This window comes from Allocoleopsis franciscana PCC 7113 (assembly GCF_000317515.1).
GTDB lineage: Bacteria > Cyanobacteriota > Cyanobacteriia > Cyanobacteriales > Coleofasciculaceae > Allocoleopsis > Allocoleopsis franciscana.
The window spans coordinates 4,686,999-4,699,537 of record NC_019738.1 but is presented as its reverse complement, the minus strand read 5'-3'; the positions used below and the strand labels follow the sequence as shown (position 1 = coordinate 4,699,537).

Annotated in this window: 9 protein-coding genes; 3 read left to right on the top strand and 6 right to left on the bottom strand. The window is 46.2% G+C overall.

The genetic code is table 11. The features are described from left to right. Window positions 1-23: 23 nt before the first annotated feature. The gene (locus MIC7113_RS19430; RefSeq protein WP_041781034.1) at window positions 24-2,348 is read right to left on the bottom strand and encodes a glycosyltransferase; all 2,325 of its coding nucleotides are present in this window, start codon (window positions 2,346-2,348) and stop codon (window positions 24-26) included. 337 nt (window positions 2,349-2,685) lie between these two features. On the opposite strand from MIC7113_RS19430, the gene MIC7113_RS19425 reads away from it, so the two are divergent. Continuing rightward, window positions 2,686-3,348: a DUF4079 domain-containing protein gene (locus MIC7113_RS19425; protein WP_015183874.1), complete on the top strand. Its 663-nt coding sequence runs from the start codon at window positions 2,686-2,688 to the stop codon at window positions 3,346-3,348. 57 nt (window positions 3,349-3,405) lie between these two features. On the opposite strand, the gene MIC7113_RS19420 is transcribed toward MIC7113_RS19425, so the two are convergent. Continuing rightward, complete coding sequence (locus MIC7113_RS19420) at window positions 3,406-6,708, bottom strand: glycoside hydrolase family 15 protein (RefSeq protein WP_041780134.1); 3,303 nt, start codon at window positions 6,706-6,708, stop codon at window positions 3,406-3,408. Window positions 6,709-6,896: 188 nt separating this feature from the next. Between MIC7113_RS19420 and MIC7113_RS19415 the strand changes: the two genes are divergently transcribed. Beyond that, window positions 6,897-7,049 carry a chlorophyll a/b-binding protein gene (locus tag MIC7113_RS19415; RefSeq protein WP_015183872.1) on the top strand — a complete coding sequence of 51 codons (153 nt, stop codon included), beginning with the start codon at window positions 6,897-6,899 and terminating at the stop codon, window positions 7,047-7,049. Between the two features lie 279 nt (window positions 7,050-7,328). Here MIC7113_RS19415 and rpoD read toward each other — a convergent pair whose 3' ends face one another. After that, window positions 7,329-8,450, bottom strand: coding sequence for an RNA polymerase sigma factor RpoD (gene rpoD, locus MIC7113_RS19410; protein WP_015183871.1), 1,122 nt, complete (start codon window positions 8,448-8,450; stop codon window positions 7,329-7,331). 902 nt (window positions 8,451-9,352) lie between these two features. Continuing rightward, window positions 9,353-10,057, bottom strand: a complete 705-nt coding sequence (locus MIC7113_RS19400; RefSeq protein WP_015183869.1) for a polysaccharide deacetylase family protein — start codon at window positions 10,055-10,057, stop codon at window positions 9,353-9,355. Window positions 10,058-10,170: 113 nt separating this feature from the next. On the opposite strand from MIC7113_RS19400, the gene MIC7113_RS19395 reads away from it, so the two are divergent. Further along, window positions 10,171-10,641 (top strand): hypothetical protein, encoded by a 471-nt coding sequence (locus MIC7113_RS19395; RefSeq protein ID WP_226883462.1) that lies wholly within the window; start codon window positions 10,171-10,173, stop codon window positions 10,639-10,641. 80 nt (window positions 10,642-10,721) lie between these two features. Here the strand turns inward: MIC7113_RS19395 and MIC7113_RS19390 are convergent, their stop codons facing one another. Both MIC7113_RS19390 and MIC7113_RS19385 read right to left on the bottom strand, forming a co-directional pair. After that, window positions 10,722-11,435 carry a hypothetical protein gene (locus MIC7113_RS19390; RefSeq protein ID WP_015183867.1) on the bottom strand — a complete coding sequence of 238 codons (714 nt, stop codon included), beginning with the start codon at window positions 11,433-11,435 and terminating at the stop codon, window positions 10,722-10,724. A 142-nt stretch (window positions 11,436-11,577) separates the two neighbouring features. Next, window positions 11,578-12,231, bottom strand: a complete 654-nt coding sequence (locus tag MIC7113_RS19385; protein WP_226883460.1) for a hypothetical protein — start codon at window positions 12,229-12,231, stop codon at window positions 11,578-11,580. Window positions 12,232-12,539 lie beyond the last annotated feature (308 nt).

Sequence of the window (12,539 nt, the reverse complement as noted above, 5' to 3'; positions counted from 1 at the left end):
CTTTAACGCACCCGACTCTAATCCTAAACTTGAGAAACTGCGATCGCACTCACTTTAGACTTCCGGTTAAACAAAACTTTGGGTTTGACTAATATCCTGAATAACAACCTTAAAGATTGCAACTCCCCTGGTGTATTTTGACGCTTCCAACGTCCTGGACGACAGAATAAAAACTCTACCAACTGTCGATATTGCGAGAGGTTTAACGATTTAAACATCACACGAACTCGTGGCATCTGATCGCTGAAACTAACATGAGTAATCTGCCCCGTTAATTCTAATTTCTCTTCCATAATTTCTACTTTGACGGCTAGCTGTTCCAGTAGCTTTGGAACAGTATCCTGAGTCAAGGCAACTTCGATTCCTCCTTCTGAAATAATGGTCGTTACCCCCCATAAATTTTGGTCTAAGTTTGGAATAGGTATTGGCAATTCACCATTATCAATGTCAGATGATTTCGATGCACTGTTTACTTGAATTCGCACGACTCGCTGCAAGTTTAACCACTCCGATGGATCGGGTTTTGGCACATCTAGCAAAATTAACAGAGCAATACTGATAATGAATAAGTTATAAGCACTCCAAATCCAAGCCAAAGCCCTTCCTTCTGCTAACTTAGGCTCTCCTGAAATCGACATACTACCCCAAAACGCCCAGTCTAAATTTTGCCATAAACTCACAGCAGTTACGATTAATAACAGAATCAATGGCCAAGCTAAAGCCCAGTTGAAGGTAAAACCATCTCGTCTGACTCCTTTCGGTGTTACCTTAAATCCTTGAGAAAAGGGACTCAGCATTGTTTGAATCACCGCGAGTGAAACGGGAACACATTGCGCCACCGCGTAGATATCAGAAACTAATGCAGACCGACTGCGGTTGTTTAACCACGAAAAGGTCAATAACTGAGCGATGTAGTAAGGAAGAAAGAAATAAAGTGATTCAACAAGGGTGGCCCGCAAGGGGATGATACCCAGAAAGGATGAGGCTATGGGCATCAGCATAAATCCTAAACGGAATACGCTGGTAAACCACTGAAATAAGCCTTCTAAATGAGCTAGTCGTTGTAAACATCCGAGTCCGGGAATGGTTAAGGGATTCTCCGGAATGAAAAATGCCTGTAAGCTGCCGCGTGCCCACCGCAAGCGTTGGGTGACATAACCAGCCATATTTTCAGCGGACAAGCCTGCACTTAAACGTTCGCCCAGGTAAATCACCCGATAGCCTTGGGCTGATAGGCAAACGCCAGTAAAGTAATCTTCACTTAAAGAATCGGTGACAAAACCGCCAACTGCCTCAAGAGAACTGCGTCGAACAACGAAGGAACTACCATAGCACAAGGCTGTTTCTATACCATCGCGCAGTAGCTGATAGTAACGCGAAAAAATCTCCACTTCTGGTGTCAGCTCACATTCCAAACCTAAATTACGGGCAATTGGATCGGGATTATAAAAGCTTTGGTGGGTTTGAACGAGTCCTATTTCTGGATTTTGAAAAAAGCCGACAGTACGATTCAGGAAGTTTTGAGTCGGGACAAAATCAGCATCGAATACGACGATGAGTTCACCATTAGTTTGGGCGATCGCATGATTTAAGTTCCCTGCTTTAGCATGGCGATTGTCCGGGCGGGTTATATACTCACATCCCAATTCTTGCGCCATTCTTTTCATCTCTGCTCGCCGTGTATCATCCAAAAGATAGATTTTTTTGTGGGGATAATCTAAGGCTTGACAGCCAATAATTGTTCGTCGGAGAATAGTTGTAGGCTCATTGTAAGTAGGAATTAAAATATCGACGGTTGGTATAAAGCGTCCTTCTCTTACAGCCACCGCCATGATGTCAGCTTCGCGATGCCTAGGTTTTATTTTTAGATTTAAATACCATTGGAAACTATGACCCAAAATGACGAATAGTTCCATGAAAAACAACCCCAAACTAAATAAGCCATCTAAGGGGTTCGATAAATTTAGGGTGGATAGCGATCGCCATAAGAGGTAACGCAGCGTCAAAACCAACAAGAGGCATACGACAATCACCCGCGATGTTGTTCGAGGTTGGGGATAAATTTTAACGAGCGCTTGATAAATTAAACATAATGCTACCGTTGGGATGAGTAAATAATATTCATGACTAACGCTTGGCACGTCTAGCCAGATGGGTGGATTTTCTTGTAGGAATTGTAATTGGGAAAATAGCTGCGTTACCCTACTTTCACCCATAAACCATTTAATGGTGATGGTGCTAACAGCAACAATAATCCCCAACAGAACGAGTGTGGCTATTCTCAATCGGAGAACTCGTAGGAGAAAAGGACGCCTTGAGTTTTGAGAGGTCAACTCTGAAACTGTCATGGTTTCCGTTGTGAGGCTTTTCTTATATGTTAAGACAATCAACATATATTTAATAAAATTCACATAAAAATTACAAGCAAAATGCTATGCCCAAATAGTGTCACGCTGAGAACGAGTGATCAGTCAGGCTTTTTTATAAAAACTTTATTTACAGATTAAAAAATTAACATTAGGATTCTCTGAGGCAAACAACAGAATTTTTCAAGGGATTTCTCAGCTACAACTCATGTTGCTGCTCGCAGAATCCTGAACAATAGTCAATAAATTAGAGGGCGTGGACACGCACTCGACAGATATGCGTTAAAGTCCGTTTCTCCAAAAAGGTTGCTCTTGCTCTATGGAAATTGCTGACTTTCTTGCCTTAATCCATCCTATTCTCGCCATTATCGTGGTCTTCCCTATTCTGGGTATTGTGACTCACTTCGCATGGCAGACTCGCCAACGACGGTTGCAAAGCGTTGGTGGAAGTAAAAGCCAAATCCCGCCTGTGGTTGGACGTGAACATGTTAAGCTCGGACGTTGGCTCACGGGTGCGGTTGTGGGCGTTACGTGGGTGGGGCTAGCTTATGCGATTGTGTTTAAAAGCTTGATCGAGCATCAACTCTGGAGCAAAAACCCTGCTCAGGTGATCTTCATTGGGCTGATGTTTGCAGCTACGATTGCGTCTTTGGTATTTCTGTATCGTGCTAGAGAGAAACACTGGCGAGGAATTTTTGCCACTCTCACGGGTATGGGTTTAGTCGTTCTCGGCTGCCAGGATGGAGTGTTTCGCCGCACGAATGAGTGGTATTGGTCTCATTACTATATTGGGATCACTGCCGCGTTGCTGATGGTGTTCTCGTTAGCCATTGTGGAAGATATTTATCAAGACCGATCCAATCGCTGGCGTAATGTTCACATTATTTTGAACTGCATTGCGTTGCTTCTATTTATGGGGCAGGGGATGACCGGCACGCGAGACTTGTTTGAAATTGCGTTTTACAAAGGGCTTGCCAAATAAAAATTTTCGGTATTGGAGAGTGAGGTTACTCCCTCACCCTCCTCAATATCATTGGCTTTAAACAGCCGTTGCTTGTCCCACCTGAGTCAAGAAACGGAACGCCTTCAGGATATGTCCCGCACACTCAGTGGGTGAAGTATCGTAAAAGGCACGCCAAGCCGCCGCCTTATACTCATCATATCGATCTGCTTTTTCGGGGAATCGCTCCAACCAGGCCAAGCGTACAGCATGACCGATGAGAACATCGAACACAATATACTCTTCCACTTGTAACTCAGGATTGCGTTCTGCGATCGCCGCCAGTTCCATCAATGCCTCAATATTGACTTGCCGATATTCTGGCGCTTCAATCTTATTGAGCAAATGCTCCACCCGCAAGGCAAAATTCTTTTCCCCTGGTGTCATCTCGGAGAGGATCGGGGCGCTGTCCAAGCGATTACGACGCTCTAACTTATCCCCAATCACCAAACCCCTACAATGTTTCATCACGAGCCAAACACTAGGATAGAAGTTTTTGGGAACCCGACCGGCTGCACCATCTAACTGCCGCTTTCTCACCCAACTGCCAACGGTGGGTGTCTCCTCCGTCTCCTCCCTTTCGCCCGATAGGACACCCCAATTAATCTCTTGATTAAGCCGCTTGACGTGTAATGATTCTTGTTGACGCAGCTTTTGGTTCATGCCCTCATATCCCACTAAACAAGAGCGTAACCGCATCTTGATTTCAAACGGACTTAAGTGCATGAGTCGCTCATAAGCTTCATCTTGAGTCACCCCTAATTCAGCCGCCAGTTCGCTGGTTAAGAGTAGAATCAGGTACCCCACTCGTAGCGTGAGCAAACCCTTGAGTAAAGAGGGTTCTGCCTTGATAATGATACCCAGATAGATCAGAATTTCTTGGGTCAAAACGCGATCGCGAATATCTTCCCGACAGAATTCATCAATCTTCGCTTGAAGTTCCAAGTGCGACATGGGATTTTTAATCAGCGATGCCTCACTATAAGCTCTTCCCACCGTAATCTGCTTCCCGCGCACCAACATCTCCGTCACCGCATCCGACAGACTGATATCCGCCTTGTTCAGCAAACCAGCGGCTTGACGCACCACCGCCCAGTAAGGAGAAACCGATTCCGTACCCGCTTTGAGGTAAACTTCATTCAGCAAATCCGCCACCGTCACCCGTGGTCCTGGCCCGCCAAATCCCGTATCGAAATCTAATCCCCGCAGACGTTTCAGGGTACGCAACAACTCGATTTGTTCATAGAGGTTATCCGATTCCCGCAAACTATCCAGCAATAACCCCAGATTCGTTTCACACTCCAGTAAAAATTCCTGAGTATGACCTAATGGCCCATGTTTTCCAGGACGACTGGTGAGGTAATATTGACGCGGAATCGCATCTTTGACTGCTGATTGGGTAAATTCAAACTCTTGTAGAAAATCAATGCGCTCAATTCCAGCGGTGAGTAACAATTGATTAAGACGCCCTAACTTGACCCGAACGCCGTCACACCAACCTTCTTTTAGCTGCTGAATTAGCTCTAAAAGGGGTGAATCTTGGAATTTCGGAGGGGAAATTGAGAAATTTTCTTCCTCTGTTCCTCTGTGCCTATCCTCCACCGCTTCCCGGCTGGTTTCCCACATTGTATGAGTTAACAACAGCGTCATCGTTGGACGACCGAGCTCACTCCAGTGGCGCTGAATGTAGGCGAGTTCACTTTTAATCTGATCCACCAGAAAATGGTAATCCAGAGTCAGATAAAACTGCTGCTGATCCAAAAACGCAGGTAGAAACACAATCGTCTCTTGCCCAATCCGAAAGATTCTCGACGTTGTCAGACTTCGCAAACGTCGCACCGGGCGTCCTGTTAACGAGAGTGCATCACAATGCCCCATTTGAGCATAAACCGTTGACAACTCAATCGCCTGACGCACCTGCATTGGCTCTACCTGTTTGGGGGTTTGCGTGGCAATCCCGTAAGTGGCTAGTTCAGCCTGTAAATCTTCATCCTCAGCGAGTAGAGAAATTTGTACCACCGGGTCTTGATGACGCCCGATGCATAAATGACGCCCCAAGGGGTCAATGTCTCCAGGTGCGATTAGCCCTTCACTCAGCATCTGACCCAAGTAGTACAAACTCTGCGCCCACACCAAAGGCACATTTTCGTTAGGAACACGCTTTTGGCTACGAGGAGACTTTCGCTCTGCTTCGATATTCTCCTGGGGCACGTAATACAATTCGGGGAGCAGTTTGAGTCCGTCTCGCTCAACTAACAAACTTTCTAAACGCGCTTGATAGTTCTGAACTTGTTCGGTGTCTCCCCGAAATAGCCCATCGAGAACAAGATAGGAGAAAAATAAAGGCCACTCGCACTCGATATGCTCAAACTTTTGCAGTTCCCAGGGGTCGTAGTGCAGGCGTGTGGTATCTTCTAAAACGGTTTGGTGACCATCTCGCAGGAAGCGTTTACAGCCGTATCCTCCCCCTAGCTTCTTGACGATGTCGTTCTTGGTGCGTTCGATGAGTTCGGCGTCTTCGATGGCAAAGGCGGGGAACCCAATCACACTTAAAAGAGCCGCATCGGTTTCTTTGGAACCGGACTCACGGGGCAGGAGATATTCTAGTGTAATCCGCGATCGCGCCATTTCATCGGGTAATACATGAATCACAGACGCGGCTGAACCCCGAACACCGAATAAATCTAAGCCATTAATTGCTTCTAATGCCGCTTTGGCCATCCCAACCGAACTCGCGTTGAGTTCCGGATTGCCATGATTGACCTTATTTCCTCGCTCCCAGATGCCGTAATCGGGTGTACGATACGCCCGACCGATGTAATAAACAAGGTTTTGGACAAAGCTAACTTCGTCGATGGTATAGATGATGTACAGTCCTGATGCTGTCATTTGAGCCAGCATTAGCAAGAACAGGGACGTTGCATCGAGTTGCAAGTGACCCCACTGGTCATCGCCCACCACCACGTCGCCGGTGCTGGTATTGTACTTGGCGTGCAGGGCGTCCATTAGGGATTGAGTTTCTTTAAATCGTTCCACTTTGTGAGCTTGCCGCATCATGCAGAACAGCAGTCCCCGCATCAGTTTGACAACGTTGTGTTCCAGTTCAAAGGTACGCCCACCGTCTGCATCGAGTTTGCGGTACGCCAAGGCTAGTCCCCAAACCGCCAAAATACTGTAAACGTTATCCCGTACCCAGGCGTCGGTGTAGTCGCCGTGGGCATTAATCGCTGTACTGGCGGGCAATAAACCCGTTATCGGGTTTTGGCGTTTTAGGATGACCGCCTTAAATTGGTGGTAGTAATAGTCCAATCGAGCGGGTAGTTGGGAAGCGATGATAGACATAATCCCTTTCTTGATAAGTCGCGGCATCTAGAGCAGTGGCTCTTGTAGGCAATCACCTATCTCAACCTTTATGCATACCTTAAACAGAATCTATTCAGATTGACAGACCAGATCCTTGCCGTTTTGCCAACCATTGGTTACATTAGTTTACATACAAGTTTACAAAAGTTACCAACGGAGCAAAAACTATGCAAGGCGAAAGTCGCAACGATGCCAAATTCGGCTTTACTCCTCAAGCAGAGAATTGGAACGGTCGTTTAGCCATGATTGGCTTCGTTGCCGCTCTAATTACTGAGTTCGTTACAGGTCAAGGTGTATTGCACTTCTGGGGTCTGCTGTAATCCCTACAGCACACAATCTGGAGTCAATCTCAATTCGTTGGCTGGGTGTTTATTAGCAAGCACCCAGTTTTCTTGTTGGTAATTCGCTTTTTGGGCAAGCCTAGGAAAAATATCAAAAAGTGAAAAAAGCAAACCCCTGTGTGGTTCAGGATGTTAGCGGTTACCTCTATGCAAGTTCAATGTTTGATAGATTATTGTACAGGATTAATTAATAATTAATAAAGAGGAGCGGCATTAAAGTCGCTCCTCTCGTTTAGCACCAGTTTCGTGACCCGCTATTTAGCGAATGTATTCTTTGAGAATACTGTTGCGATTGGGATGGCGCAGTTTGCGGAGCGCTTTGGCTTCAATTTGCCGAATTCGTTCGCGAGTGACGTTGAAAATTTGACCGATTTCTTCTAAGGTCTTCATGCGTCCATCATCTAACCCGTAACGCAAGCGGAGAACATCACGTTCACGGGGGCTAAGGGTGTCAAGAACGCTTTCGAGGTCTTCCCGAAGCAGATTTTTGGAGACTTGATCTTCTGGGGTTTCGCCATCGGCTTCAATGAAGTCTCCAAGGCGGGAGTCTTCTTCTTTCCCGATCGGTGTTTCGAGGGAGATGGGGAGTTGGGCTGATTTAGCAATGAATCGCAGCTTCTCGATCGTCATTTCCATGCGATCAGCAATTTCTTCTTCAGTGGGCTTACGACCCATTTCTTGAGAGAGGATTTTAGTGGTTTTTTTGATCCGCGAGATCGTCTCGTACAGGTGAACAGGTAAGCGGATCGTGCGGGACTGATCGGCAATCGCACGGGTTATGGCCTGCCTAATCCACCAAGTTGCATAGGTGGAGAACTTGTATCCTTTTTCATGATCAAACTTCTCAGCGGCGCGAATTAAACCCAGAGAACCTTCTTGAATCAAGTCTTGGAATGAAAGCCCTCGATTCATGTATTTTTTGGCAATGGAAACAACCAAACGCAGGTTAGACTGTACCATTTTGTCCTTCGCTCTGCGCCCTACATAAAGGCGGTGGCGGAAGGCTTGCAGAGGCATGTTCACCTCGGTTGCCCATTCGCTATCTTGTGGCTCTCGCTCTAATTGATCAGACAAGCGATCGCGTATACGCTCTAACTCTAATAAGTCCGCAATTTTACGAGCCAACTCAATTTCTTCATCTGCTCGCAATAACCGAATTCGACCGATTTCTTGCAGATACAGGCGAATTGAATCTTCTGTATAGTGTTTTTTCTTTGCTTGTGCGCGACGACGGGTAGAGCGCACCTTTCCAGGCTTACCGTCTTCCTCATCCGGTTGAGCGTCCACTAGCTCGTCTCGGTTCGCTTCATCCTCGATCAAGAATTCAAACTCGTTTTCGGGTTGAGTTAGTGTTGCGAGTACGTCGTTTGCCTGGGTCATGCCTTTTTCCTCATGCTCCTTCAATTAAAGACCAGTAGATAGTGTTTGTTAATCTACTTACATAGCGTAGCCAGTGAGTCACTTTCTGTAGCATTCTAGGTCTTCTTTGATCGCTGAGTTCGACCCGTTAGATTCGGTATCTACTTTCGCTTCTCAACGTTCTCGCGAATGCTCGCTTACAGTAAGTTTGAATGCTGGCTTCTCTTGAGACTTTTTGATTGTAGCCTTAATTACCAAATTTGGACTTGGGTTTTAGCTTCAATCTTCAAGGTGATGAATCTAATTTACAAATTGCTTTTACACAAAGCTAATGTCACTGGAATTAATGCACCCATCGTCAATTCCTTTTGCTTGAGTTCCCTTGTCCTGGGCTTGCGCCAAATACTCGCTCGGCAGGTGTTAGATAGGTTCCGATTCTCCTATGCTGTGTTCACAAGCTGATTCGAGATCATTATCATTATCAAATGTAATGGGAGGGTTGTCGCTACTTTTCGGGTAGCCTTTCGGTTCGGAAATTGGAGTACTCTCTCCTTGGGGGGCCAATATTTCCTAAATTTACTCTAGCTTCAATCTTGATGACCCCAGATAAATAGCTGAAATACACTAAGCCATTTTAATGAATTCAGAGGATAGATGACAGTAAGAGGAGAGCTTGAAATCCATAGTGATACGAGTTTTATGGTACAAATGTTCTATTTTGACCTCTTCTGTAACTACGTTAGCGAAAATTTTCGACGTGGGGACATTTTTCTCTAACTGGAGACAGGTACAGTTCCAACAAAGATGTGTTTGTGTAAGACATCCGTAAAACAACTGTTCTAACACACAAACTTAGCACTTGGGTCAAGATCGGGAGTAAAAAAAATTGTGAATAGCTTCAACATGACAAAAATGACTTCACCTTAGACAGGAGAACGTTGCCATAATTGGTCGATTGTGATGAAATCATAACCTTGCTGTAATAACCGAGGAATTAACTGAGCTGTTGTTTCAGCCACATCCGGTCCTCCGTAATAACCATCGTGTAAGACAATCAGCGACCCGTTGCGAACCTGCCGTAAAACTCGCTGCACGACGACATCAATGCCAGGACGCTCCCAATCTTCCGGTACAACGCTCCACATGACGGGTCGATAATTCCACTGGTGCAATAAACTCAAAGTCTGGGGGGTAAACAAACCATTGGGAGGGCGAACGTCTCGAATGTTGTCGGGGTCGAAGTAGCAAGCTTTCGTGTCATCTGTCGCAGTCGCCAGCGCGGCGCGAATCGCTTCTTGAGTTTTCGCCAAACTCTGCTGGAGTGCCTCCGGCGAGAGCAAGGGAAAAGAGTGATGGTAATATCCATGTAACCCAATCCAGTGATCCCGCTGATAAACGGCTTGAGCAACGCTAGGTGCCCGCTCGACACAAGCACCCAACCAAAAAAAACTCGCTTTAATGTTGTAGTGGTCTAGAACTTGCAGGAGTTCTATGGTGTACTGGGGATGGGGGCCATCATCAAAGGTCAGGGCGATGGTTCGCGACTCGCTCGTTCCCGCCCAAAGACAACTGGGAAACAACGGTTGAAGAATTTTGTACACAATAGGGTAAAGCGGAGCAAGCTGCATTCGGTTGTTTTTTCTGAGTTACTAGAGGTCAGGTGAAGTTAGAGAGTCTTAATTTCAGCGTCAGCCGTTACCTAAAGTATCGCCAGCTTTTTTGGTTTTTGGTGAGCTGCTGTGTGGCAGTCACTCTGAGCAGTTGTGACACGGTGACCACCAATCAGTATGAAGCCACTGCACTCACCACCTTGACCTGGCAAGTCCAGTATTCTACTAGCCCTGGGAATGAAAAGCAGCCGCGATTTGAAGAGTTTGCCTCAAATTCCCTACTCAACCGCAATGGCGAGAAACCCAAAGAGGCGGTCATTGGACCGGATGACAAAGGGTTATGGTGGTCGAAGCTGCCGCCACGACCCAGTATCGATGAAGTCGAACAACGGCAAAAGCCTGGGGAAGAGCCAAGCAAACCGGAACTATTACGTACTGTGAAGTATGAAATGACTTATCAACAAGATGAACAGACGGTAACACTACCGACTAACTACGATGTTTACCGACAGGTCGCCAGAGCCTATCCTTCCCGTAAACCTTTGCAGCTCACTCTGGGAGTTAACAATGCCTCTGTGACCAAAGCTGAGCCGATACAGTAATTCTCGAATCACCCCATCCAAACCCTGATGGAAGCAGGGAGGGGGCAAAGTAAAATCGAATCTCTAATTGATCCCATTGATTAGCGATGGAGTTTATCAGCAGAGGGCTTCAAAGCCATGGGGACTTGCAAAGGCTGAGAGCCTTTCCCTAACATCCGGTTATGGTCTAGTACCTGAAGACCATCGAGAACAGCTCCTCGAATGACGGCTTCCTGCTCGTGAGTTAACATCAAGCGAAAACAATCAGCTACGATACAGCGTTCTGACGGGTGTAAGAAGGGGTCTTTTCCCCACTGGCTTAGCTGTTGCACGGCGACTAAGCGCTTAACTGGGTTAGCATCGGTGAGATCACTAAGCATCTGATCCCGGTTAACCCCATTCTGACTCGCTGGGCGGTTGAGCGATTGCCAAACGAACAGGGTGAGAATGGTTAGGGTGCCCAAAATTTGAAGAATTGTACTCGCTGCAATCCAAGGGCTATCAGAGTCCACCCAAATGGAAATTACCATGTAGGTACTAAGGGTAGCCATCGCACCACTACCAACAGCTAGAGTTAACGGCTGATTATAGCCACTCAGAAACTGGCTTAAACTCGACCAGTAACGTTGCCAGTCCCACTCTTGCATCCTGTAGACTAGCATCATGACCAACGCACCGATACTTGTCGCCAGCAGAAGCTTCCAATGCAAAAAAAGCATTGCTACAACAACGACTAGACCAACCAGCCAGCCCCCAGGTTCACGTAACTGTCTTGGATTAAGAGGCTTAAACGTTCGACTTTTGACTTTTGCCATCAACCAACTTTCAATACTTTCGCTTGAGTGGAGGAGTTGCTCCCACCCTAGTAATCAAATTAATCATAGGCGATAAGCGGGTCGGTTCGATCAATGAGCGGAGTGGGAGACGCTATCCTCCAAGAAGGTTGCGAAATATAGGTTATAGAGAAAAACTTAAGTCAGATAAAGTCAGTTGACCATCGAAGGCATAGAAGGTAATCCGAGAAATATTGGGTACCTCGATTTTGAATGAGGCATTGGGGGGAATGGGCGAATCAGAACCGGCTAAGTTGGCTTTGCTCAGAGAGCTCCGAATCAGGAGTTTGTTCTGGTGATCGTAGGCAGATAGCAGCATCCGCTGAGAACTAGTGACATGGCAGCAGAACTGATGAACAGGGTTTAAAAAGGCGACTTCCAGCCAACCACTTTTAGGCGCTCCCATGAGTACCGTAGTCCCAGTCTGGGGGGGAGGATAGGCTGGGTTTGAGGGCTGTAGAGCGATCGCATTTTCAAAGGTGATCCCATAGTGGTGAAACTGGCGATCCACAACTTCAAAGCATTTTAAGTCTTCCAGGTTAAGACAGATGCTAGAAGGTCTTATCACGACTAAATTAGAGTCAAATTCAGCTACGTCCCAATCCGGAGAAGCAATTACGGCTTGCGGCTCCTTTAAGTCAGTTTCCGAGTCAAAAATATTAGAATTGCTGACTTCATCCAACTGGATACTGCACTGTATTGCCATAGCACTAATATGAATGCACTTTCTCAAAAACCGCATGACCGTCAACGGAGTTGACGCGGAACCAGCGAACATTTTTTGTTTTTACGTGAGCCAGCCATCCCTCAAGCCAGAAACATCTTTGCATCATCCAACTTCTCAAATCAGCATTGGGGAAAGATTTTATTCATTCTGATTTATTTTCCTTGGCAAGAAAATACTGTTCCGGAAAAAAGCCGACACTCAAGACTACAACAGTCTTTGAAAGAATTACTGATTTGAGTTAGTACTTTTTTAGGACAAGCTCTCACTCCTCTAAAATATTTTGATGAAATGTTAGTGTTCCAAGTTCCCCTACTCTAGTTGTGTCCAAGAATCAACCAAGAGTAAGAAGTGGTCTTACG

What these genes read in the sequence shown, in the direction of transcription:
- rpoD (WP_015183871.1), bottom strand. Translation starts at nt 8,450, where the DNA reads ATGACCCAGGCAAACGACGTACTCGCAACACTAACTCAACCCGAAAAC.
- MIC7113_RS19425 (WP_015183874.1), top strand. Translation starts at nt 2,686, where the DNA reads ATGGAAATTGCTGACTTTCTTGCCTTAATCCATCCTATTCTCGCCATT.
- MIC7113_RS19420 (WP_041780134.1), bottom strand. Translation starts at nt 6,708, where the DNA reads ATGTCTATCATCGCTTCCCAACTACCCGCTCGATTGGACTATTACTAC.
- MIC7113_RS19400 (WP_015183869.1), bottom strand. Translation starts at nt 10,057, where the DNA reads ATGCAGCTTGCTCCGCTTTACCCTATTGTGTACAAAATTCTTCAACCG.
- MIC7113_RS19430 (WP_041781034.1), bottom strand. Translation starts at nt 2,348, where the DNA reads ATGACAGTTTCAGAGTTGACCTCTCAAAACTCAAGGCGTCCTTTTCTC.
- MIC7113_RS19390 (WP_015183867.1), bottom strand. Translation starts at nt 11,435, where the DNA reads ATGGCAAAAGTCAAAAGTCGAACGTTTAAGCCTCTTAATCCAAGACAG.
- MIC7113_RS19385 (WP_226883460.1), bottom strand. Translation starts at nt 12,231, where the DNA reads ATGTTCGCTGGTTCCGCGTCAACTCCGTTGACGGTCATGCGGTTTTTG.
- MIC7113_RS19415 (WP_015183872.1), top strand. Translation starts at nt 6,897, where the DNA reads ATGCAAGGCGAAAGTCGCAACGATGCCAAATTCGGCTTTACTCCTCAA.